Annotated in this window: 16 protein-coding genes, 2 tRNA genes and 1 pseudogene; 8 read left to right on the top strand and 11 right to left on the bottom strand. The window is 73.7% G+C overall.

The genetic code is table 11. The annotated features are described in order from the left end of the window. Positions 1 to 279: 279 nt before the first annotated feature. Complete coding sequence (locus RMN57_RS35260; RefSeq protein ID WP_313767366.1) at positions 280 to 672, top strand: tyrosine-type recombinase/integrase; 393 nt, start codon at positions 280 to 282, stop codon at positions 670 to 672. A gap of 86 nt (positions 673 to 758) precedes the next feature. Here RMN57_RS35260 and RMN57_RS35255 read toward each other — a convergent pair. Further along, positions 759 to 835, bottom strand: a tRNA-Met gene (locus RMN57_RS35255). 1,459 nt (positions 836 to 2,294) lie between these two features. Here RMN57_RS35255 and RMN57_RS35250 point away from each other — a divergent pair. Genes RMN57_RS35250 through RMN57_RS35240 form a run of 3 tightly spaced genes read left to right on the top strand, consistent with a single transcriptional unit; the run spans position 2,295 to position 5,016 of the window. Then, the gene (locus RMN57_RS35250) at positions 2,295 to 2,948 is read left to right on the top strand and encodes a PAS domain-containing protein (RefSeq protein ID WP_313767365.1); all 654 of its coding nucleotides are present in this window, start codon (positions 2,295 to 2,297) and stop codon (positions 2,946 to 2,948) included. Continuing rightward, the gene (locus RMN57_RS35245; protein WP_313767364.1) at positions 2,945 to 4,078 is read left to right on the top strand and encodes a pyridoxal phosphate-dependent aminotransferase; all 1,134 of its coding nucleotides are present in this window, start codon (positions 2,945 to 2,947) and stop codon (positions 4,076 to 4,078) included. The genes RMN57_RS35250 and RMN57_RS35245 overlap by 4 nt, the downstream gene beginning before the upstream one ends. Then, complete coding sequence (locus RMN57_RS35240) at positions 4,075 to 5,016, top strand: ornithine cyclodeaminase family protein (RefSeq protein WP_313767363.1); 942 nt, start codon at positions 4,075 to 4,077, stop codon at positions 5,014 to 5,016. The genes RMN57_RS35245 and RMN57_RS35240 overlap by 4 nt, the downstream gene beginning before the upstream one ends. A 152-nt stretch (positions 5,017 to 5,168) precedes the next feature. Here the strand turns inward: RMN57_RS35240 and RMN57_RS37160 are convergent. Both RMN57_RS37160 and RMN57_RS35235 read right to left on the bottom strand, forming a co-directional pair. Continuing rightward, positions 5,169 to 5,897: pseudogene (locus tag RMN57_RS37160) on the bottom strand (DUF6528 family protein); the annotation flags it as partial. Between the two features lie 679 nt (positions 5,898 to 6,576). Continuing rightward, positions 6,577 to 7,329: a class I SAM-dependent methyltransferase gene (locus tag RMN57_RS35235; RefSeq protein WP_313767362.1), complete on the bottom strand. Its 753-nt coding sequence runs from the start codon at positions 7,327 to 7,329 to the stop codon at positions 6,577 to 6,579. A gap of 191 nt (positions 7,330 to 7,520) precedes the next feature. Between RMN57_RS35235 and RMN57_RS35230 the strand changes: the two genes are divergently transcribed. Continuing rightward, positions 7,521 to 9,002: a phosphatase PAP2 family protein gene (locus RMN57_RS35230; protein WP_313767361.1), complete on the top strand. Its 1,482-nt coding sequence runs from the start codon at positions 7,521 to 7,523 to the stop codon at positions 9,000 to 9,002. Between the two features lie 65 nt (positions 9,003 to 9,067). Here RMN57_RS35230 and RMN57_RS35225 read toward each other — a convergent pair whose 3' ends face one another. After that, the gene (locus tag RMN57_RS35225; RefSeq protein ID WP_313767360.1) at positions 9,068 to 10,363 is read right to left on the bottom strand and encodes an erythromycin esterase family protein; all 1,296 of its coding nucleotides are present in this window, start codon (positions 10,361 to 10,363) and stop codon (positions 9,068 to 9,070) included. A gap of 76 nt (positions 10,364 to 10,439) precedes the next feature. Between RMN57_RS35225 and RMN57_RS35220 the strand changes: the two genes are divergently transcribed. Next, complete coding sequence (locus RMN57_RS35220) at positions 10,440 to 11,231, top strand: TioE family transcriptional regulator (protein WP_313767359.1); 792 nt, start codon at positions 10,440 to 10,442, stop codon at positions 11,229 to 11,231. A gap of 41 nt (positions 11,232 to 11,272) precedes the next feature. Here RMN57_RS35220 and RMN57_RS35215 read toward each other — a convergent pair whose 3' ends face one another. From RMN57_RS35215 to RMN57_RS35205, 3 genes are all read right to left on the bottom strand, one after another. Further along, positions 11,273 to 12,019, bottom strand: a complete 747-nt coding sequence (locus RMN57_RS35215; RefSeq protein ID WP_313767358.1) for an MBL fold metallo-hydrolase — start codon at positions 12,017 to 12,019, stop codon at positions 11,273 to 11,275. 160 nt (positions 12,020 to 12,179) lie between these two features. Beyond that, a complete protein-coding gene (locus RMN57_RS35210; RefSeq protein WP_313767357.1) occupies positions 12,180 to 13,154 on the bottom strand; it encodes a DJ-1/PfpI family protein in 975 nt (324 codons plus the stop codon). 155 nt (positions 13,155 to 13,309) lie between these two features. Continuing rightward, entirely contained in the window at positions 13,310 to 14,239 is a 930-nt protein-coding gene (locus tag RMN57_RS35205) for a TIGR03620 family F420-dependent LLM class oxidoreductase (protein ID WP_313767356.1), read from the bottom strand. Positions 14,240 to 14,432: 193 nt separating this feature from the next. Here RMN57_RS35205 and RMN57_RS35200 point away from each other — a divergent pair, with 193 nt between their 5' ends. Then, on the top strand, positions 14,433 to 15,062 hold the full coding sequence (locus RMN57_RS35200) for a helix-turn-helix domain-containing protein (RefSeq protein ID WP_313767355.1): 630 nt from the start codon (positions 14,433 to 14,435) through the stop codon (positions 15,060 to 15,062). 126 nt (positions 15,063 to 15,188) lie between these two features. On the opposite strand, the gene RMN57_RS35195 is transcribed toward RMN57_RS35200, so the two are convergent. The 3 genes from RMN57_RS35195 to RMN57_RS35185 all read right to left on the bottom strand — a co-directional run bounded on the left by RMN57_RS35195 (position 15,189) and on the right by RMN57_RS35185 (position 17,384). Further along, a complete protein-coding gene (locus RMN57_RS35195) occupies positions 15,189 to 16,340 on the bottom strand; it encodes a phosphotransferase (RefSeq protein WP_313767354.1) in 1,152 nt (383 codons plus the stop codon). A 153-nt stretch (positions 16,341 to 16,493) separates the two neighbouring features. Beyond that, complete coding sequence (locus RMN57_RS35190; protein WP_313767353.1) at positions 16,494 to 17,156, bottom strand: M15 family metallopeptidase; 663 nt, start codon at positions 17,154 to 17,156, stop codon at positions 16,494 to 16,496. A gap of 154 nt (positions 17,157 to 17,310) precedes the next feature. Beyond that, positions 17,311 to 17,384 (bottom strand) — tRNA-Met (locus RMN57_RS35185). A 256-nt stretch (positions 17,385 to 17,640) separates the two neighbouring features. On the opposite strand from RMN57_RS35185, the gene RMN57_RS35180 reads away from it, so the two are divergent. Beyond that, positions 17,641 to 18,855 (top strand): saccharopine dehydrogenase NADP-binding domain-containing protein, encoded by a 1,215-nt coding sequence (locus tag RMN57_RS35180; RefSeq protein ID WP_313767352.1) that lies wholly within the window; start codon positions 17,641 to 17,643, stop codon positions 18,853 to 18,855. Between the two features lie 83 nt (positions 18,856 to 18,938). Here the strand turns inward: RMN57_RS35180 and RMN57_RS35175 are convergent, their stop codons facing one another. Next, positions 18,939 to 21,668 (bottom strand): AAA family ATPase, encoded by a 2,730-nt coding sequence (locus RMN57_RS35175; RefSeq protein ID WP_313767351.1) that lies wholly within the window; start codon positions 21,666 to 21,668, stop codon positions 18,939 to 18,941. Between the last annotated feature and the right edge of the window lie 35 nt (positions 21,669 to 21,703).

The raw sequence follows: 21,703 nt of genomic DNA, 5'->3' as shown, positions 1-21,703 counted from the left end.
CCAAGGCCGTCCCCCAGCCCCTGATCGTTCGGCATCCTACCGACCCTCTCCTCGCCGGCCCTCGGACTTCTTGGTCCGCCACCCAGGCTCCACAGGGGAACGCACGAAGTCGGGTCACTTGGGGACGGACGACCCGAAGCTGCGGATCGTCTTGGCTGCGGACACGGAGAAGGATGGGCTGCTGATTGGGCAGGCGGTCGAAGAGCAGTGACGCATGGGGGAAGGGCAGCCGGAGCTCGGTACTAGACCGCACCTTGATCACAACCAATACGCACCGTCATGCTCGACAGCACCACCGCCCGCGCCCTCAAGGAACACCTCGCCCAGCAGGCCAAGGAACGGCTCGCTGCCAGCCTGGTCTGGCAGAACGAGGCCGACTTCCTCTACACCAACCCCGACGGCTCCCGCCTGCACCCGAACACCATCACGACCTACTTCGCCCGCCTCGTGGAGTCCTCCGGGCTACCGCCCATCCGTCTTCACGACCAGCGCCACTGCGCGGCAAGCCTCGCGCTCGCAGCGGGCATGGAGATGAAGGAGATCCAGGCCATGCTCGGCCATCGGGAGATGGGCACGACGGCCGACATCTACGTCTCCCTGCTCCCCGATCAGCAACAGGCGTCAGCCGAGGCGGTGGCGGACCTGATCGCGACGCACCGACGGCGTGCGTAGCGCCACCGACCGCATCGGTATCGTCATCAACTGACCAACGAACAAGGCCGGGTCCGACGCACAGCGTGCATCGGACCCGGCCTTCTTGGTAGCGGGGACAGGATTTGAACCTGCGACCTCTGGGTTATGAGCCCAGCGAGCTACCGAGCTGCTCCACCCCGCGTCGGAAACACCGACCATACGGCACTGAGGGCAGCAGCGGAAATCCATTACCTCGCGCCTTGAGCCGCAAGAGGTGCGGCCTGTCCGAGAAGCCGGCGCGTGGGCCGGCTCGACACAACTCAGGTCAAGATTCGGCAAAGTCGCGGGATGGTTGGCGCCCTGCCCGGTCTCCCTGGTCAGCAACGGCAGGCCAGGTTCCCCTCGAAGCGCCTGTGGACTTTCGGTGCCGCACCGAACCGTTCGTCAGCAGAAAGGCCGCGCTCAGTGGCAACCCACCGTCTCAGCAAGAAGCGCCGCCGCGTCATCGCGGAAATGCTCTCCCTCGGCCTGGCGGGAGGCGGAGCCGCCTACATGCTCGTCCCCACCGCGATGGCGGGCAGCGCCCCGAACGCGTACACGTCCTACTCGTTCCCCTCAGGAACGCCCGGCATCCTGCACGACGTCACCTGGGCGACGACTCCCCAGCTGGACCCCGGCCTTCACCACCGGATGACCGCCGGTGCGCGTACAGCGCCGCCGCATACCTCTGTTCTACGGCGGCTTGGTCGGCGAGCTGCTCGCTCTGCCCGCGCTCCTGAGGGGCCAGTGGCTGCGCATCCTCGCGGTCATGGATGTCGCCCACAGCCCTCTACTCAGAGGTGCTGCTGACCGCGCCCCCACCGAGGCGCCGGACCGGCTCGACACCGCAACCGACCTGCCGGGCGGTTGACGGCTCCCACGGCACTCCCCACTCACCGCAGGCCAAGGCGGCCACCCCGCGGTTGCCCGAGGCCCTCCCCTTGGCGGTTCGACCACGCCGCTGTCCGCCACCCACGAAAGCTGTATCCCTTCGACGTCACCGACGACGTGGCGTGACAGCCCGGCCGCGTAGGAGCCGGACCCGCATCGGCAACGACTCACACCTGGGAGCCATCCATGCTTGATCAACAGCCGGCACCACGCCACTTCCCGCAACGCCGGCCCGTCCATAGCCATCGACAGCGCCGGCACCCTCATCGCCGCCATCAACATCGACTACTGACGCGGGGCGACGTGGTGGCCGGGCTGGTGGCCGTTCCAGGCGATCCGTGGTGGGAGGTACGGGTGCTGCACGGGAAGCTCTACCCGGCTCGGGCGCGCCGAGTGTGACCCACCGGCTCAGTGCCTCGCCCCGGCGCCTGGCCCGTCCTGCCTTGCCAGCCCTCCTTCCACCGCCCTCGGCCGTACCGTTCGGGTTCGCGGCGTCACCGCCCTGACCTGCGGCTTCACCCCGCCGGATCCTCCAGAGCCCCCAAATTACGCGGAACGCGGAACGCGGGACGGCGGTCCGGCATCGATTGCGTGAGAACAAGTGCAGGGACCCGATTGCGCCTCCGGAGCGATCCCGGCGCCTTCTTCGATCTTGCTCCCGGATTGGGTCGTTCGTGAGAGCAACTCCAGACTCTGGACCCTTCGTCCAATCTGGACGTATAGTCCAGGACATGAAGAGTGTCGAGGAGAGCACAGACCATCGGATCCGGATGTGGGGGCCCGTGGGTCAGGCCGTCGCGCTGCTGCTCGGCCCGTATGCCGAGGTGGTGCTGCACGACCCCGACACCGACCGGATCCTGGCGATCTGGAATCCGATGACCTCCCGCGGCCCAGGCGACCCTTCGCTGCTGGGCGAGCTGGACGCGCTGGATCCATCCGCGCGGGACGTGTTCGGCCCGTACGAAAAGCTGCTCGCGGACGGCCGGCGGCTGTCGTCGGTGAGCGCCGTCCTGCGTGAGCCGGACGGGAAGGCCACCGCGGTGCTGTGCGTCAACCTCGACCGCACGCCGCTGGAACAGGCCGCAGCCGTGCTGTCCGCGTTCGGCGCCCCGACGACGACCCGGCCGGAGCCACTGTTCGAGCAGGACTGGAACGAGCGCGTCCAGCACATCATCGGCGCGTACGTGCGCGAGTGCGGCCGCCCCGTCGAGCGACTGACCCGCGCCGACCGCCTGGCCGTCCTCGCCCGGCTGGAGGAGGCCAAGATCTTCGCCGTGCGCCGCGCCACCCCCGTCGTCGCCGCCGCCCTGCGGGTCTCCCGATCCACCCTCTACGGCCTGCTGGCCGAACTCCGAACCCCGAGCACCGAGGACCACACGCCATGACCCGTCTGCCCGACTTCCGCCTGGAAACCTACTTCTCCCGCTGGGAGTTCACCGCGCGCCACCACCTGACCGCCTCCGACGTGCAGACCATGACGCTTGGCGGGCTGCTCGGCCTGGCCGACGACGGGGACCGCGCCGCGTTCGAGAACCTGTCGCTGGGCTACACCGAGACCTACGGCGACCCGGCCCTGCGCGAGGCGATCGCCGGAATGTACGAGCGGGCGGACGCTGCCGACGTGATCTGCTTCGCCGGCGCCGAGGAGGCCCTCTACCTGGCGATGAACGTCCTGCTGGGCGCGGACGACCACGCGGTCGTGGTGACCCCGAACTACCAGGCGGCCGAGACCGTGCCGCTCGCCCTGTGCGAGGTCACCGGTGTCGCCCTGGACCCCGACCGCGACTGGGCCCTGGACCTCGACGCGGTGAAGGCGGCGATCCGCCCGAACACCCGGGTCGTCTCGGTGAACTTCCCGAACAACCCCACCGGCAAGGTCATCAGCGCCGCCGACTTCACCGAGCTGGCACGGCTGTGCGACGAACGCGGCGTCCACCTGTTCAGCGACGAGGTCTACCGCGGCCTGGAACGCGATCCGGCTCACACCCTGCCGCAGGCCGCCGACCTGTCCGAGCGCGCCCTGTCGCTGAACGTCACCTCCAAGTCGCTCGGCCTGCCGGGCCTGCGGATCGGCTGGATCACCTGCCGCGACCGCGAGCTGCTGTCCCGGCTGGAGCGGGCCAAGCACTACACCACCATCTGCAACTCCGCCCCCAGCGAGGTCCTGGCCCGCATCGCCCTCAAGGCCCGCGCCACGATCCTGGACCGCAACCGGGCACTCATCGCGGCCAACCTGCCGCTCTTCGACGCCTTCTTCACCGAGTTCGCCGACCTCTTCGACTGGCGGGCCCCGGACGGCGGCTGCGTCGCCTACCCCCGCTACCTCGGCCCGGACGGGGTGGAGGAGTTCTGCACCCGCCTGGTGGAGGAAGCCGGCGTCCTGCTGCTGCCCGCCAGCATCTACCGCACCGAGCTCACCCCCACCCCCACCGACCGCTTCCGCATCGGCGTCGGCCGCGCCAACCCCGAAGAGGGCCTGGCCGCCTTCGCCCAGTGGCTGCGAGCGAACCGATGACCCCGCCCGTCTTCGACACCGCCGCGATCGTACGCGCCACCACCCCGGAGATGGTCCTCACCGCCGTCCGCGACACGCTGATCGCCCACGCCCACGGCCGCACCACCGTGCCGCCACCGCTGCACCTGCAGTTCCCCGACGCCGACGGCGACTGCCACGTCAAGGCCGGCTGGGTCACCGACACGCCCGACTTCACCGTCAAGATCGCCACTGGCTTCTACCGCAACCCCACCGCCGGCCTGCCCACCAACCACGGCCTGGTCTGCGTCGTCAGCGCCCGAACCGGCCAGATCCGCGCGATCCTCGACGACCAGGGCCTGCTCACCGCCTGGCGCACCGCCGCCGCCGGCGCCCTGGCAACCCACGCCATGGCCCGGCCCGACGCCGCCACCCTGGCCGTGTTCGGCACCGGGGAACAGGCCCGCCTTCAGGTCGAATGGCTGGCCCGGCTCCGCCCGATCGACACGGTGCTCGTCCACGGCCGCAGCCTGGACAAGACCGGGGCGCTGTGCAAGGAGTTCAACACCCTCGGGCTCCACGCCCGGCCCGCCCTGGCCGACGAGGCGGCCGCAGCCGACATGGTCATCACCACCACACCCGCCACCGTCCCGGTCCTACAGGCCGGTCACGTCCGCGCGGGCGCGCACGTCACCGGCATCGGCACCGACATGCCCCACAAGAGCGAACTCCCGCCAGGACTCTTCGCCCGTGCGGCACTGATCGCCACCGACGACCACCAACAGTGTCTGGACCACGGCGACTTCGGCCACGCCGTGCGCGCCGGGTCCACCACCGACACCAGCGACACGCCCGTCGGCCTCCTGCTCGAAAGGCCCATCGAACGCCCGGACGGTGCAATCACGGTCGCCGACCTCACCGGAGTCGGCGCACTCGACGCGGCAGTCGCCTCGGCCGTCCTGCGCGAGCTGGCCCCGTAGACGCCCCGTGACCGTTTGGCCGGCGAGGCGGTGAACGGGCAGCGCGGCCTTTTGCCCATCCCACGCTGCTGGCCTACCGCTGCCCAGCGGTTCCCCCAGCGGCTGGCGACCTCGGCTCGCCCACCCGGGGGTGGCGCGGTCCACCAGCGGGCCTTGTACAACTGCGTGCCAGCCAACTGCCGGGCGCCCTCGGGCCGGTGGAAGGTGAGGGTGGAGGTGCACCAGGTGCAGGGCCCAACGTGGTCGGGGTTGACGGTGAGCAGGCGGCCGGTGACGGGTTCGTCGCCCACGCTCTTGATCCCCCGGGCCGAGCCCTCCGGGGTCAGCCCCACGGCTTCGAAGCGGTCGAAGCTCGGGTCGAAGCGCCACAGGTGCTCACCGGTGGCGACCCAGAACGTTCCTGGTGCGGCCCGGACGGGTGCCAGGTCGTGCCCACCGCTCTCCGGCAGAGGGACACTGCGCTCGGCGATGAGGGACGGTGCACCGGACGTGCCGCCGACCCGGAGGGCCAGCAGCGTGTCGTCACCGAGCACCCAGAGCAGTCCGGTTCCCTCGTCCCACTGCACGCCGTGAGCGCCGCCGAGCGGCAGCTCGGCATGGACGGTACTGCGAGACCCCAACGACGCCGCGTACAGCCGCACCCAGCCACCGGTGCTGGCGACCACGGCGACGTTGCCGTCCGGGAGGAGTTCCGCACTGTGGGGGTTGGCGGAGGTGCCGAGGTCCGTGGCCCAGACCGGCGTGCCGGTCGCCGCGTCCACCACCGCTGCCAGGCCACCCGAGGTGGTGACCGATCGCCGGCGGGCAGATCCCCCGGGGGGGGCGACTCCGCCCAGCGTGTCGCGTGCTGTCGCCCCCCGGCCGGTACCGGACCCGGACACCCTCCCAGGCTGCTACAGCTTCGCGATCCGCACGATGCCGGGGAGGACGGAACAGGAGGCGGCCGCCGTCCCCGGCCAGCCCGTCCAGCCCGTCCAGCCCGTCCAGCCCGTCCAGCCCGCCGCCTACCCGCGCACACACTGCCGTGACCGACTCCCCGCCGTGTGGGGCAGCCTCCGGTCTGTCAGCCAGCACGACACCGCCTCCGGCTCCTGGGCCGTGACCTCCATCGCACGGCCGCATGCTCGATTACAGGGGGCGGCAGTGGCCGGCACGGCGGCGGAGCCCAGACTCTCTCCGAACGAGAGGGCGCGGCCCCTGCCGTCGGACACAGCCCTATGGGCGGGCTGCCTCTTGTGGCCACGGCATTTACCTGATGAGTCATCAGACATAGTCAGCAAAAGGTCAGCCCGGGTACGAGCAAACCCTGTCCAACAAACACAGATGTGAGACGCGATCGCTCTCGGCACCCCCACTGGGGGGAGGCCCCCGGCTGGAGACCCATGAGTCCCATCGCGCTGGCTGCAGCCGGCTGCCCAGCACCTGCCGAAGAGCTCTCGACGCGCGACTGTACGGGACATCCCTCCAGTTCAGAGCACTTTTCGAGCCGCCTTCCGGATGAAGCGGTGCTGGCAGGGGCGGCCGGCCGTTCCGTATAGTGCGGACACCGGATGAGTCGATCTACTTGCGCGCCTCGATCAGGTGGCGGGAGGAATAGGCCACGAACGGGCCCTCCGCACGGATCCGGGCGTCGAGCTCGCGCAGCCTGTCCCGATAAGCGTCGACGGTGAAGCCGGGGACCATCCAGATCACCTTCCGGAGGAAGTAGACCACCGCCCCGATGTCGAAGAACTCGATCCGCAGCCGCTCGGACCGCAGGTCGACCACCTCCAACCCCGCCGCCTGCGCGTCCGCGCTCTCCCGGTCGGGGTTGCGGCCCTTGCGCGCCTCCGCCTGCGGGCCGAGGAAGAACTCGACCAGCTCGAACACCGACGCCGGCCCCACGTGCTGCGCGAAGTACGTGCCGCCGGGCCGGAGCACCCGGGCGATCTCCGCCCACCAGACCGTCGCCGGGTGCCGGCTGGTCACCAGGTCGAACGCCTCGTCGGCGAACGGCAGCGGCGGCTCGTCCGGATCCGCGACCACGACCGCCCCCAGCGGGTGGAGCAGCTCGGTCGCGCGCGCGACGTTCGGCGGCCAGGACTCGGTGGCGACCATCGCCGGCGGGAACGGCCGGGCCCCGGCCAACACCTCGCCGCCGCCCGTCTGCACGTCGAGTGCCGCCGAGGCCGACGCGAGCCGCTCCCCCAGCAACCGCTGGTACCCCCAGGACGGCCGGGCCTCCGTCGCCCGGCCGTCCAGCCAGGAGAAGTCCCAGCCGTCGACGGACACCGACTCGGCCTCGGCGATCAGATCTTCGAAGGTTCGCGACATGTCCGTATGATCCCGTCGCCTCCTCGTTCCGGCCAACCGGATTTAGCGGCGCGCGGCGCCTCCGACGGGCTCCGCGGCCGGCCGGCACACCCGCCCGGCCCGCCACGCCTTCCGGCGTCGCGTGCGACACGCCCGCCGCAACGCCCTCCGTAGCCGTGCAGGACCGCCCGCTCCCGCCTAGGCTCGCTGGGATGAGGCGACTCGACGCGGTGGACCGGGCCCTGTTCGACCGGGTGGCGCTCTCACGCCTGCGCGGTACCAACCCGTGGCTGCGCGGCCTGAGCCACGCCGCCGACCACGGGAAGCTCTGGTTCGGGACGGCGGCGGTGCTCGGCGCCGTCGGCGGCCGGACCGGCCGCCGGGCGGCGCTGCGCGGCGTCGGATCACTGGCGCTCGCCTCGGCCGCCGCGAACATCGCCGCCAAGCAGCTGAGCCGGCGGCCGCGCCCCGGCCTCGACCTGGTACCCGACGTACGGCGGCTGCTGCGCCAGCCGGTGACCACATCCTTCCCCTCCGGGCACTCCGCCTCGGCGGCCGCCTTCGTCACCGGCGTCGCCATCGAGTCGCCGCTCCTGGGCGCCGCGCTGGCACCGGTGGCCGCGGCCGTCGGCGCCTCCCGGGTCTACACCGGCGCCCACTTCCCCGGCGACGTGCTGGCCGGGTTCACGCTCGGCGCTGCGGCCGCCGCCCTGACCGTGCGGTGGTGGCCGCGGTCGAACGACACTCCACCGCCCGCCGGACCGCCGCCGCGCACCGCTCCGGCGCTGCCGGACGGCGCGGGCCTGTCCGTGGTGGTGAACAGCGGCTCCGGCAACGGGGCCCTGCTCGCGGCCGACCCGGAGGAGACCGTCGCCGAGCTGCGCGCCCTGCTGCCGCACGCGGACGTGCGGCTCTGCGGTCCGGAGGACGACCTGCTCGCGCTGCTCGCCGAGGCCGCCGACCGGGCGGCCCGGGCCGACGGGGCGCTCGGGGTCTGCGGCGGCGACGGCAGCGTCAACCTGGCCGCCTCCCTCGCCGCCGAGCGCGGGCTGCCGCTCGCGGTCTTCCCCGGCGGCACGCTCAACCACTTCGCGCTGGACCTCGGCATCGAGTCGCCGGCGGACACCGCGGCGGCCGTGGTGGCGGGCTCCGCCTGCGGGGTCGATCTCGGACTCGCCACCGACGACACCGCGCGCCGGGTCTTCCTCAACACCTTCAGCCTCGGCGTCTACCCCGAACTGGTCCGGGTGCGGGAGTCGTTGGAGGGCCGCCTGGGCAAGTGGCCGGCCCTGGCGGTGGCGGTCGCCCGGTCGCTGGCCTCCGCCGAGCCGGTCACCGTCCGGGCCGGGGGCCGTGACCGGTGTCTCTGGCTGCTGTTCGCGGGCAACGGCGCCTACGACCCGCCCGGCTTCGCCCCGACCCGCCGGACCGGCCTGGCCGACGGGCTGCTGGACGTCCGGGTCGTCGACGGCGGCCGCCCCTTCGCCCGCACCCGGCTGGCGGCCGCCGTCCTGTCCGGCACCATGGCGCGCTCACGCGTCTACCACGCGGCCCGGCTCAGGGCGCTCGACCTCGACTCCCTGGGCGACGCCGACCGGATCGCCGTCGACGGGGAGAGCCTGCCGGCCGCGGGGGCCCTCCGACTGGCCAAGGCCCCCAACGCCCTGACGGTCTACCGGCCTTCGGCCGACTGAACCGAGGCCGGTCCGGAGCGTGTGCGCGGTGGGCCGGCAGCGCTGCCGGCCCACCGCGCACACCGTCACCCGTCGGCGCCGCCGCTCGCGCAGGCGACGTGCAACACGGCGTCGCACTGCTCCAGGATCGCGGCGTCGAGCGGGAAGTACCCCTGCTCCGGCCTGACGTCCGTGCGGACCAGGGGTGCGGGTCCGTCGAACGCGGCGAAGGCCTCGCTAAGCCGGTTCCCGTCGAGGAGGGCGCATCCGTCGGTCGCCACCTGCTGCAGCACGTCCTCGTAGGTGTTCGCCGGGGGCGCGTCCAGCCCGATCGTGGTGCTCGAACCGAGGCTGGTGGCGATGAACGCGTACTGGTCGCCGACCAGCGCGCCGGTGACGGCGCCGGCGCTGAACCAGCCGACGTCCATGCCGCCCATGTCCATCCTGCTGGGGTTCCGCTGGAGGTGGCAGTTGTGGGCGAACACCAGGGTCGGGCCGCGGTGCTGCTCGCGGGCGCGGATGTCCACCAGGTTCTCGGACATCAGGGTGTCGCGGACGGCGGTCAGCCGTGACAGGCGCCGGTCGGCCGGCGCGATCTCGGCGAGCTGGGAGTGGTAGCGCAGCAGCCCGAGCGCGGCCCGGCCGTGCAGCTCGGCGAGCTGCCAGGCGGCCGGGGAGGACGCCGCGACCAGCTGCGGCAGCCGGGCGTACAGGGTGATCAGCAGGTCGTCGGCGACCGCCCGCAGGGCCAGCGCGTCCGGCGAGGCACCGATGGACCTCCCGATCTCCAGTACCGCCGCCGAGTTGCTCCAGCGCTCGTCGTCGCCGAGGAGCCGGTCGAGGCGCCCGTCGAGGTCGGCTTGGCCGTGGAGGAAGGCGTCGGGGCCGAGGTGGTCGGCCAGGAAGCCGTGGAGGTGCTTCAGGTAGCGGCGGGGGCTGGGGGCGCTGAGCGTCTCCAGCGGCGCGTCGAAGCCGTGGAACGCCACCTGCTCGTCCGTCGGGCGTCCGTCGTTGTGCTCGCGCAGCCAGGCGACGAGCTCGCGGTTGGCCTCCAGCCGGCCGAAGCCGTGGCTGAAGCCCTCGGCCATGACCTGGTCGAGCGTCCCGGCCCCGCCGCGGACGAACGCGTCGACCTCCAGTGCGGCGATCCGGTCGGACTCCACCGCGATCGATCGGAACCCGTGCTCGACCAGCACCTTGAGGATGCGGTTGCGCAGATGGCCGAAGGCCGGCTCCAGGTGGGTCGGCTCGCCGAGCGCCAGCAGCGCCGGCGGCGGGTCCAGCGCCGCGAGGAGCGAGGACAGCGCGGCGGCCGGCCCGCGGCCGCCGTCGAGGGCGAACGATCCGTGAACGGCTTCGGTTGCGGAATGGGTCGAAGTCATGACTTCGACCGTATCGTTGAACCAACGGTGTAAAGTCGAGCGCTTTCGACGGGCGATGGACAGGGCACGGACTCACATGAACCTTCAAACCGGGGTTCGGAGCGGGGGCGGGCGGTACCGCCCGGTGGACCTCGCCCGGGAGCACGGGATCTCCACCCAGGCGGTGCGCAACTACGAGCGGGACGGCGTGCTGCCGCCGGCCGGGCGCACCCCCAGCGGCTACCGCAGCTACTCGGCCGTACACGTCCGCGCCCTCCGCGCGTACCTGGCGCTCGTCCCCGCACACGGCTACGCCGCCGCCGGCGAGATCATGCGCGCGGCCAACGGCGGCGAGTTGGACGCCGCCCTGGCCGCGGTCGACCGCAGCCACGCCCAACTGATGCGCGACCGCGAGACGTTGGACGCCGTCGAGGCGGCCGTCGACGCGCTCGGCCGCGCCGCGACCGGGGGCGCACCTGCCGCCGGTCCGCTCGGAGTCGCCGCCCCGGACCGCCCCTTCTCGGTCGGCCAACTCGCGCACCGCCTCGGCCTCGCTCCCGCGACCCTGCGGAAGTGGGAACGGGCCGGGATCCTCGCCCCTCGGCGCGACCCGCAGACCCGCCACCGCCACTACTCCGCGGGCGACGTCCGCGACGCCCAACTCGCCCACCTGCTCCGGCGCGGCGGCTTTCCGCTGGCCCACATCGCCACGGTGCTGCACCAGGTCCGCGGCGCCGGCGGGCCCGAGGCGCTCGCCCTCTCGCTCGGCGACTGGCGCCGACGGCTCACCGACCGCGGACGCGCCATGCTGACGGCCGCCGGAGAACTCGCCGAGTACCTGCGGGCCCAGGAGACCGCGCGGCCCGGAGGCGTTCGGACCTCGGTGTGAACCCTCCCCGCCGTCCCGTGTCCGGACTGCGGGACGGTCCCTCACTCACCCCGCGCGGTGAGCCGTCCGGCGGCGTCGAGTCGTGCGAGGCGGTCGTGTTCCCGGTCGGCCCACTGCCGCACCCGGTCGGGGTCGAGCGGGGTGCCGTGGCCGACGTGGAGGGCGGTGGGGTCGAGGGCGAGCATCCGGCGGAGGCTGGCGAGGTTCTGCCGGGGGTCGTCGTGGAAGGGCGGGTTGGCGGGCCTGCCGGGGATCAGGCCCATGAAGGAGTTGGCGATCAGGTCACCGGCGACGAGGTCGCCGTCGTCGGTGAGGACCGAGACCGAACCGGCGGTGTGGCCGGGGGTGGGCATGATGCGCGCCGCGAGCCCGAAGTCCTCCAGGCTCGTCTCACCGCGGATCAGCACGGCCGGTTCGAAGGGTTCGGCCCGGGCGTGGAGCTTCTTGTTCCGGTCCATGAAGCGGCCCATCGGGCCGGTGGGCAGGTACGGTTCGCGGACCCGGCCGGAGCGGTACGGTCCGAGGTCGGCGATGTGGCCGGCGACGGGTGCGCCGGTGAGCCGGTGCAGTTCGGCGGCGGAGCCGAAGTGGTCGATGTGGCCGTGGGTGATGACGATCAACGAGACGTCGGCGGGGTCGACGCCGTGCGCGGTGATCTGCTCGTGGATCCTCCGGCCGCTGCCGGGGGTTCCGGCGTCGACGATGACCGGCCGTCGGCCGAGCAGGAGGTAGGCGTTGATGGTGTGCCGACCCATGACCGGGATCGGGACGACCTTGGTGCGGGACATGGCTCTCCTTCGGAGGGTGCTGGTCGATGCCCGCGCCGTGCGGGCACGGCGAAGCCCGGCCGGTGCGCGGACGCCGGCCACCGGCCGGTGGTGCGGGTGGTGTGGGTGGTGTAGGTGGTGTAGGTCGTGTGGGTCGTGCAGGTCGTGTGGGTGATGCGGGTCAGAAGCGGCGGCGGTATTCGGCCGGGGTGGTGCCCAGCCGCCGCCGGAAGACGCGGTGCAGCGTCTCCACGGAGCCGAGGCCGCTGGCGGCGGCGACCTCGGGCAGGCTCCGGTCGCCGTCCTCCAGCAGTCGCCGGGCGGCCTCCAGCCTGGCCGCCTCCACGTAGGCGGCCGGTGTCGTGGAGGTCCGCTGCTGGAACAGCCGGGTGAAGTGGCGCACGCTCAGGTGCGTGCGCGCCGCGAGGACTTCGAGGGAGAGGTCCTCGGTGAGGTGTTCGGCGATCCACATCCGCAGCTCGTCGAGCCGGTCGTCCGAGGAGCCCTGCACGGACAGCGGCACGCTGAACTGGCTCTGCCCACCGGAACGTTTGACGTACATCACCATCATCCGGGCCGTCGCGAGCGCGAGCTCCTGCCCGTGGTCCTCGGCGACCATGGCCAGCGTCATGTCCATCCCTGAGGTGACGCCGGCACACGTCCACACCTGCCCGTCCCGGACGAAGATCGGATCGGCGTCGACCCGGACGCTTGGGTGATCGGCGGCCAGCCGGCCTGCGGTGAGCCAGTGCGTGGTCGCCGGCCGGCCGTCGAGCAGCCCGGCGGCGGCCAGCAGGTGCGCCCCCGCACAGATCGACCCGATCCGCCGGGCCCGGGGCGCCGCGCGCCGCAGCCAGCGGGTGACCTCGTGGTCGATCACCGGCTCGACGCCGTCGCCGACCAGCTCGATCGCCCCCGAGACCAGCAGGGTGTCCATACGGCCGTGCGCGTCGTCGAGGGTCAGGTCCGCCATCAGCCGGACGCCGCTGGAGGTGGCCACCGGGCCGCCGTCGGCCGTCGCGATCTGCACGAGGTAGCCGGGCCGGTCCTCTCCGGCGACCCGGGAGGCGACGGAGAACACCTCGGCCGGCCCGGTGACGTCCAGCAGCTCGACGCCGGGGAAGGCGACGATCACGACGCGGTGCGGTGGGGGCATGCCCCGATCATTCCGCCCGGCCGGACATGGCCGCAATGACCAGGATCTGTCACATCAGGCCATCGCGAACGGTGTCCGGGCCGGCGCCGGCGCCGGCGAGCCCCGGGAAGCCGGACCGATCGGCGCCCCGCGCAGCCGGATCACCGGCACCCGCATCAGCGCAGCAGCGCCGGGGCGAGTTCGCGCCACTCGCGGTCCGGGAGTCCGGCCGGGTCGGCGGTGAGGACCTGGATGCAGACGTGGTCGGCGCCGGCGTCCAGGTGGTCGCGGACCCGGCGGCGGATCGCCTCGGCATCGCCGTACGCGACGATCGCGTCCACCAGGCGGCGGCTCGGGCCGCCCGTGAGGTCCGCGTCGCCGAAACCGAGCCGACGGACGTTGGCCTCCTGGTGCGGTGCCGAGGCGACGTAGCCGGCCACGTGGGCGGTGGCCAGTTCCCGGGCACGGGCGGAGTCGGTGTCCAGGACCACGGCCTGCTCGACCCCGAGGAACGCACCCGGGCCCATCAGGGCACGGGCCCGGACGGTGTGCTCGACCGGGACGAAGTACGGGTGCGCACCCCAGGTGCGTTCGGCGGCCAGGCGCAGCATCTTCGGGCCGAGCGCGGCGAGCACGCGCCGGGGCGCCGGGTCTGGCCGCGGGCTGTGGGCGGGGACGGCGTCCATCGCATCCAGGTAGGCGGTCATGGTGGCGACCGCCCGGCCGCGGGCGGGCATCGGGTAGCCGTCGAGCTCGCGCACGGTGTCGTCGACGCGGTGACCGCCGAGGCCGAGCAGGTAGCGGCCGGGGAACGCCTCCCCGAGGGTACGGGTCGCGGTGGCCGCGGCGATCGGGTCGCGGAAGGCGATGTTGGCGATTCCGGAGGCGACGGTGATGTGCCGGGTCGCGGACAGCAACAGCCAGGCCTGGCCCGCCGTTTCCCGGCCGAACGCCTCGCCGAACCAGATCGCCCCGTACCCCGCCTCCTCGACTTCGGCGGCGACCTCCCGGACCCGCCCGGCCGGCTGGCCGTCGAAGGCGAAGGTCCAGATCCCCACCCGGCCCGGGCCGTCGCCTGCGTCGGCCTTCGTCGGTGCTTCTGTCATGACTGCTGGTGCTCCTCGGTGGTCGTCGCCGTCATCCGCGGGGTCGTCAGAATCGTTCTCGGGCACGGGCGGTGCCCGTGCACGGGCATGGGACGACCCCGCGAGCGGCTAACCGGAGAGGTTCTCCGGTTCGCTGCGCCCTACAATACGGAGAACCTCTCCGATTCACCATCGATCCCGAGGAAGCCCACCGATGACCCCGGCCCCCGCCCGCCGCACGGACGCCCGCCCCGCAGACGCCCGGCGCACCGATGCCCGGCGCAACCGTGAGCGGCTGCTCGCCGCCGCCCAGGAGGTGTTCGCCGAGACCGGGGCGGAGGCCTCGCTCAACGAGATCGCCCGGCGAGCCGGCGTCGGTCCGGGCACCCTCTACCGCCACTTCCCCACCCGGGCCGCCCTGTTGGCCGCAGTGCTGCGCGAGCGCGTCGAACGGCTCTGCGCGCGCGCCGGCGAACTCGTCACCTCCCGGCCAGCCGACCGGGCACTCGTCGAATGGCTCGGCGCCTTCCTCACCCACGCCCGCACCCACCAGGGCCTCGCCGGCGCGCTACTGCTGGAGGCCTCGGACGAACTCGGCGCCGACTGTCACCGGCTCATCGAGGACGCCGCCGCCGAAGTCCTCACCCACGCGCAGCGCGAGGGCACGGCCCGCCCGGACCTGACGCCCGGCGACCTGCTCCAACTCGCCCTCGGCGTCGCCCTCACCACCACCGGCGCCGAACCCGAGGACGACGCCCGCGCCGAACGCCTGCTCGCCCTCGTCCTGGACGCCGTCCTCACCCCGCGCGCCCACCACCGGCCCGACGGCAACTCCGGGGCGTGAGCGCCACCGCAGGCCGGACGCGCCCCACCACCGCTCTCCGGCCCGAGTGACGACCTGCCCCACTACCGTGGCCCGGAGACGGCCGGCGCGGCGGGCGCGCCGAGGACCGGCGGGCGACCTCGGGCGTCAGCTTCTCGCCCGATAGGGCGGGAATCGCGCCGGGTCGGTGAAGTCCTGGTCCGCGTCGGGCCAGCGGCGACGCAGCAGAGCGGCGATGCGGTGGGTCCAGGTGGTGAGGTGCGGCAGGGCGTTGTGGATGGCTGCGGTTCGTGCAGCGGCCTCCAGGGTGGCGATGAGCTGGGGGCGGCTGGGGTCGCCCGGTGAGCGGGTGTCCAGTACGGCGAAGCGCTGGAGACGGATCAGCGCCCAGGACGTGCAGGCGGCAGCGAGCCCGTGTCCGTACCGCCGGTCGTCCTCCGCTTCCGGGATGCCGCGGACCAGGGCGTGGCGGTAGTGGTCGGCCAGTCCGGTGGCGGTCGGCTCGCCGACCGTCATCCACGCCGGGCCGGGGACGTACAGACACACGGCGTCGGTCAGCGCGTGGGTGTAGCCGGCGTATTCGAAGTCGATGAGGCGCGCATCGGCCGGGCGGCAGGGGTGGAGGAGGATGTTGTTGGCTTCCGAGTCTCCGTTGCTGAGGGCGAGAAACGGTCCGGGGTGGTGCAGTTCGTCCAGTACCGCGGTGAGTTCGTGCTCGGCCCGGCCGTCGAGAGGTGCACCGAGTTCCGCGGCGTGGCGGATCGCGGTGTCCCGGAGCGGGGCGAGTCGTCCGGCCGTGTCGGCTGCGGGATCGACCGGTCCCAGCCGGGCTCGGCGGGCGTAGTAGAGCGGGGCCCGGCCCGCAGTGGCCGCGCTCAGCTCACCACGGGCCCGGGCGAAGGCGGCCAGCCCTTCGCCGTGGGCTGCCGCCCCGTCGCGTCGGAGCAGATGGTCCAGGGCGATGCGCGGCGCGAGGTCTTCGAGGACGAGGAACCTGGCCGCTGTGTCGGCGGCGATGACGCGAGGGGTGAGGCCGACCTCGACGTCCTCGCTCAGGAACTGGAGCGCCGCCAGCTCCGTGCGCAGCCGCCATGCAGCGGTACGGTTCCGGTCCCGGCCGGTCCGGATCCACTTGACGACTACCGAGCGCGGAGCGGCCGTACCGCGTAGCCGGACACGGGCAACCGCCCAGGGCTCCAGCAGCTCCCGGTCGACGACGGTCACCGGTGAGGAGTAGCGATCGGCCAGGAGGTTCTGCAGGGCGACGGCGGCCGGGAACGTCGCGCCGGAAGCGGGCATCCACCCACCGTACGGCGTGAACACCCCGTCCGTGGGAGAAGTCGGGACCACGGACGGCCTTCGCGACAGCGCGAACTGCCGTTGCCCGTCCCGGCTGCCGAGCAGCAGGGCGCTCCGGCCGGGGAGGCCGCCGTCGTGGCCCCGGGTCGCCGGTCAGCCGAGCGGGGTGATCTCTGTCGGGCCGTAGCAGGCGGCGGTCTCCCCCGTGATCAGCGCCCAGTAGCGGTCGCCGAACGACCAGTGCCACCACTCCGTGGGGTAGTTCACCAGGCCCGCCGCGACCAGCACGGTGCCCAGCAGCCTCCGGTTGGCCCGCGCCTCCTCGCTGATGTCGGCGGCATGGGTGTAGCAGGCTCCCTCGCTCTCCTCCGGGTCCGCGTTCATCCGTGTGCCCAGGTCCAGTTCACGCCCGCCGGCATCGGCCAGGGTGACGTCGACGGCCGCGCCGGCGCTGTGCGGAGCGATGCCGGGCGGTGACACGTACCGGCTCGCAGCTGTGTGGATCTGACCTGCGGGCCACTCCGGGTGAAGGGCCCGAAGCTGATCCGCGTACTCCTCGAAGTACTCCTGCTGCAGGGAAGGGGGCCGGTACCCCTCGACGAACAGCAGCCGCACGTCCTGCGGAAGCATCGCCTGGGCCTTGAGCAGCCGTTCCAGCACACCTTCCCGCAGGTACGCGAAGGCGTCCGCCGGGTCCTGCTGACGTGCATCGACCAGTAACGCCCCGCCCGCGCGGACGTCCACGAGACGTTCACCGCACTCCGCAACGGGTATGGCGGCGACCTTCGGATCCGACATCAACACGATCTCACTCATGGTGCGATCATCCCGTTCGGCGCCGCTGCCGGGAAGTCGTTCGAGGTCGTCCGACGTCACCGGCACGGCATCAGAAACCGGGCGGGGCGGGGCCGATGGGCCGAACGAAAGAGACCGGGGCCGGCGCGATCACGCGCCGGCCCCGGTCCGGTAGTAGCGGGGACAGGATTTGAACCTGCGACCTCTGGGTTATGAGCCCAGCGAGCTACCGAGCTGCTCCACCCCGCGTCGGTGAGACCACTCTAGGCGACAACCCCGCCGAACGCGAAATCGATTCCCTCCGGCCGAGTCGGCCCCACGGACGGCAGCACCACGGCGGGCGGCCGTCCCGGGGTCTCGCCATCCGCGACACCGCGCCGGTACCTTGTCGCGAAGACCTCATGCACATGCAGGAATCCCGGTCCCCCAGGGCCCGGGAGGACGTCAAGGTGCCACGACGGACTCCCGGCGTGGCGCAGTCGAATACCCGCAGTTGGGACTGTTGATGGCCGCGCCCCGCCCGTACGACCTCGTCCTGTTCGGTGCCACCGGGTTCACCGGCCGGCTCACCGCCGAGTACCTGGCCCGGTCCGCGCCCGAGGGCTGCCGCTGGGCACTCGCCGGGCGGGACGAGCGCAGGCTCGCCGCCGTCCGGACGGAGCTGGCGCGGATCGACCCGCGCTGCGCCGAACTCCCGCTGCTGGTCGCGGACGCCGCGGACCGCGCGGCGCTGCGCGACGTGGCCGCCTCGGCCCGGGTCGTGGTGTCCACGGTCGGCCCGTACCTGCGGCACGGCGAGCCGCTGGTGGCGGCCTGCGCGGACAACGGCACCGACTACGTGGACCTCACCGGCGAGCCGGAGTTCGTCGACCGGATGTACGTCAGGCACCACGAGCGGGCGGTGGCCACCGGGGCGCGGCTGGTGCACGCCTGCGGCTTCGACTCGGTGCCGCACGACCTCGGTGTGCTGTTCACCGTAGAGGAGCTGCTGCGCCGCGGCGGCCCGGCGCCCCGGGTCTCGGTCGAGGGCTTCGTCCGCGCAGGCGGCACCATCTCCGGCGGCACCTTCGCCTCGGCGATGACGGCCTTCTCCCGGCCGCGGGCGATGGCGCAGGCCGCCCGGGCGCGCCGCGCGGTCGAGCCCCGGCCGAAGGGACGGCTGGTGCGCACCCCGGTCGGCCGGCCGCACCGGTCGCGGGCGGCCCGGGCCTGGGCGGTTCCGATGCCCGCGATCGACCCGCAGGTGGTGTCCCGCTCGGCCGCCGCCCTGGACGAGTACGGCCCGGACTTCGGCTACACGCACTACGCGGCGGTGCGGCGGCTGCCGATCGCCCTCGGCGGTGTCGCCGCGGTGGCGGCGCTCGCCCTCGCCGCCCAGCTGCCGATGCTGCGCCGGGCGCTGGGGCGGCTACGCAAGCCCGGCGAGGGGCCGAGTGCGGAGCAGCGGGCGCGGTCCTGGTTCGCGGTCCGGTTCGTGGCGCGGGCGCAGGGCGGGCGGACGGTCCTCACCGAGGTGTCCGGCGGTGATCCCGGCTACCAGGAGACCGCGAAGATGCTGGCCGAGTCGGCGCTCTGCCTCGCCTACGACGACCTCCCGCCCGTTGCGGGGCAGCTGACCACGGCGGTGGCGATGGGCCGGCCGCTGATCGACCGGCTGGTCGCGGCGGGCATCTCCTTCCGGGTGCTGGACGCCCCGCCGACGACCTCCCCCGGCCGGTGACCGCCACCGCCCGGGGTGGCGGCCGGTGACGGCCCCCCCGGGTGCCCGGGTGCCCGGCTGCCGGGTCAACCGGGTCGGCCGGGTCAGCCGGTGAGGGCTTCGGCGAGCTGGTCACGGGAGGTGACGCCGAGTTTGGGGAAGGCCCGGTAGAGGTGGTGCCCCACGGTGCGGGGGCTGAGGAAGAGCTGGGTGGCGATCTCGCGGTTGCTGTGGCCCGCCGCGGCCAGCCGGACCACTTCCCGTTCCTGCGGAGTGAGCCGGCCGAGCGGCGCGCCGGTGGCGCTGGTGGAGTCGATCACCTCACCGGTGCCGCGGAGTTCGGCGCGGGCGCGTTCCGCCCAGGGCCGGGCGCCGGCCTTCTCGAAGGCTTCCAGGGCCTCCCGCAGGAGGCGCCGCGCGTCGGAGCGGCGGCGACGACGGCGCAGCCACTCGCCGTACAGCAGGCGGGTCCGGGCGAGCTCCAGGCCGCCGCCGGCGCGCTCCCCGTGGGCGACGGCCGCGGTGAAGGCCTCCTCGGCCTGCTCGTCCCCACAGGTGAGGGCCCGGCAGCGGGCCGCCAGCGCGAGGGCCGCCGGGCCGCCGCACTGGTCGGCCCACCGCTGGACGCGCTCGGCGGTCGCGGGGCGTGCCGTGCCCGCGCGGGCCGCGGCCTCCACCAGGTCGGGCAGCGCGAAGGCGAGGAGCACCGGTGGTCCGTCCGGGTGCCGGTCGGCCGCATCGAGGTGGACGAGGGCGGGTTCCGCGTCGCCCGCGCCCAGGTGGACGAGGGCGAGGGCGCGGTGGGCGTGGGCCGCGGCGGTGCCCAGCCGGTGCCCGTGGGCGTGGGCGAGCGCGGCCTCGGCCAGCTCGCGGCAGCGCGGACCGTCGCCCTCGACGGCCGCGCAGGTGGCGAGCGTTGCCCGCAGGTAGCAGGCCCGGTGGTCCAGGCCCGCGTACCCAGCGATGCGCAGGCCCTCCTCGGCGGCGCGGGCGGCCGGCTGGAGCGCGCCGATCGCGAGGTGCGTCTCGGCGAGCAGGTGCAGGCAGGTCGCCTGCCAGCCGAGCAGGCCGCGGGAGCGGCAGTGGGCGAGCAGCAGTTCGGCGAGCTCACGGGCGGTCACGTGGTCGGCGAGCGCGTGCACGGCGTGGGCGGCCAGGAAGCGCTCGCTGAACAGCGCGCCGGGGTCACGCGCCGTCGCCTCGAACCGCTCCGGCGCGACCGGCTCGCCGCCGTAGACGGCCGCCAGGGCGGCGAGGGTGCCGTGGCGGCCCGGCGGTCGGGCCGGCACCCGGGCGCGGACGCGCTCGACGAGGTCCGGATCGCCCGCCGACTGGGCGGCGTGGAACGCCTCGATCAGGATCGCGGGTGCGGCGTCCTCCACCCCCACGAGGACCTCGACCGCGCGGACCGCGGAGCCGGCGTTGAGTTCCAGTGCGGCCCGCACCCGGGCCAGTTCGGCCCCCTGCACCCCGTCGCCCGAGCCCAGCTCCCCGGCGAACGAGCCGCGCTCCCCGTCACCCGAGTCCGGCGCGCCGCCGCCGCCCGCGCCGGACGGCCCGCCGCGGCGCAGCAACGCCTCGACGCGCTGGAACTGGCCGGCGTCGGCCGCGGCCTGGGCGGCCGCGACCAGGCGGCGCCGGCGTTCGGCCGGATCGGGGCTCAGCTGGGCCGCTCGCTCATGGGCGGCCGACGCGCTCGCCATGCCCTGGCGGCCGCTTGCCCGTTCGGCGGCGCGGTCGAGCTCCCGGGCCACCTCCTCGTCCGGGCCGGTGGCGGCCGCCGCGCGGTGCCAGGCCCGGCGGTCCGCGTGTTCCTCGCCGACCAGCACGTCCGCCAGGGCCAGGTGGGCGCCGATCCGGCGGGCCAGGGTGGCGCTGCGACAGGCGGCGGCACGCACCAGCGGATGACGGAACGTCAGAACGGTCCCGTCGAGACGTATCAGACCGGCGGTCTCGGCGGGTTCCAGCGCGGCCGGTGAGACCTGGGCGGCGGCCAGGACGACGCCCAGGTCGCCCGTGTCGTCTGCGGCGGCGACGAGCAGCGCCGACCGGGTCTCGTCCGGCAGCAGGCCGATCCGGGCGCCGAACGCCGCCGTCACCCGGCTGGAGGGCGTCGGATCCCCCGGGGTGGCGGGCAGCGGGCCGAGCAGCCCCGCCCGCTGCTCCGCGCTGAGTGCTCGGGGCAGTTCGATGAGGGCCAGCGGGTTGCCGCGCGCCTCGGCAGCGACCCGCTCCCGTACGTGCGGGGGCAGGTGCGTCCCCGCGTGTTCGGTGAGCAGCACGGCGGCGGGCGCCCGGTCCAGGGCGTCGAGCCGCAGTTCCGGCAGGCCGAGCGGGATCGGCTCGCGCACCGCGAAGACCATCACCACGCCTTCGGAGTCCAGCCGGCGGGCGGCGAACGTCAGGGCGTCCAGGGACTCCCGGTCCACCCACTGGGCATCGTCGACGAGGCAGAGCACGGGGTCCTCGCCGGCGTACTCCGACAGCAGCGTCAGCACGCCGAGGCCGGTCAGGAAGCGGTCCTGGCCGGTGGGCGCGGCCAGCCCGAAGGCCGCTCGCAGCGCGTCGGCCTGCGGCTCGGGCAGCACGCCGAGCCGGTCGAGCGCGGGGCGCAGCAGCTGGTGCAGGGCGGCGAACGGAAGCTCGGTCTCCGATTCGATGCCGGTGGTCCGCAGGACCCGGGCCGCTCCCGCGTCGGCCGCGAGGTGCTCCAGCAGCGCCGTCTTGCCTATGCCGGCCTCGCCGTGGACGACCAACGCGCCGCTGGTGCCCTCCGCCGCCCGCAGGAGAAGACTTCTGAGCTGGCCTTCTTCAGTGGCCCGACCGTAGAGCATCCGCGGAGTCTACCGAGGTCGGTGTACGGCATCGG

The organism is Kitasatospora sp. CM 4170, assembly GCF_032110285.1.
GTDB classification, from domain to species: domain Bacteria; phylum Actinomycetota; class Actinomycetes; order Streptomycetales; family Streptomycetaceae; genus Kitasatospora; species Kitasatospora aburaviensis.
The sequence above is the reverse complement of the archived record's forward strand: the minus strand, read 5'-3'. Positions and strand labels throughout refer to the sequence as shown.

Coding starts and splice junctions, on each gene's coding strand:
- RMN57_RS35260 (WP_313767366.1), top strand. CDS start 280: ATGCTCGACAGCACCACCGCCCGCGCCCTCAAGGAACACCTCGCCCAG.
- RMN57_RS35250 (WP_313767365.1), top strand. CDS start 2,295: ATGAAGAGTGTCGAGGAGAGCACAGACCATCGGATCCGGATGTGGGGG.
- RMN57_RS35245 (WP_313767364.1), top strand. CDS start 2,945: ATGACCCGTCTGCCCGACTTCCGCCTGGAAACCTACTTCTCCCGCTGG.
- RMN57_RS35240 (WP_313767363.1), top strand. CDS start 4,075: ATGACCCCGCCCGTCTTCGACACCGCCGCGATCGTACGCGCCACCACC.
- RMN57_RS35235 (WP_313767362.1), bottom strand. CDS start 7,329: ATGTCGCGAACCTTCGAAGATCTGATCGCCGAGGCCGAGTCGGTGTCC.
- RMN57_RS35230 (WP_313767361.1), top strand. CDS start 7,521: ATGAGGCGACTCGACGCGGTGGACCGGGCCCTGTTCGACCGGGTGGCG.
- RMN57_RS35225 (WP_313767360.1), bottom strand. CDS start 10,363: ATGACTTCGACCCATTCCGCAACCGAAGCCGTTCACGGATCGTTCGCC.
- RMN57_RS35220 (WP_313767359.1), top strand. CDS start 10,440: ATGAACCTTCAAACCGGGGTTCGGAGCGGGGGCGGGCGGTACCGCCCG.
- RMN57_RS35215 (WP_313767358.1), bottom strand. CDS start 12,019: ATGTCCCGCACCAAGGTCGTCCCGATCCCGGTCATGGGTCGGCACACC.
- RMN57_RS35210 (WP_313767357.1), bottom strand. CDS start 13,154: ATGCCCCCACCGCACCGCGTCGTGATCGTCGCCTTCCCCGGCGTCGAG.
- RMN57_RS35205 (WP_313767356.1), bottom strand. CDS start 14,239: ATGACAGAAGCACCGACGAAGGCCGACGCAGGCGACGGCCCGGGCCGG.
- RMN57_RS35200 (WP_313767355.1), top strand. CDS start 14,433: ATGACCCCGGCCCCCGCCCGCCGCACGGACGCCCGCCCCGCAGACGCC.
- RMN57_RS35195 (WP_313767354.1), bottom strand. CDS start 16,340: ATGCCCGCTTCCGGCGCGACGTTCCCGGCCGCCGTCGCCCTGCAGAAC.
- RMN57_RS35190 (WP_313767353.1), bottom strand. CDS start 17,156: ATGAGTGAGATCGTGTTGATGTCGGATCCGAAGGTCGCCGCCATACCC.
- RMN57_RS35180 (WP_313767352.1), top strand. CDS start 17,641: ATGGCCGCGCCCCGCCCGTACGACCTCGTCCTGTTCGGTGCCACCGGG.
- RMN57_RS35175 (WP_313767351.1), bottom strand. CDS start 21,668: ATGCTCTACGGTCGGGCCACTGAAGAAGGCCAGCTCAGAAGTCTTCTC.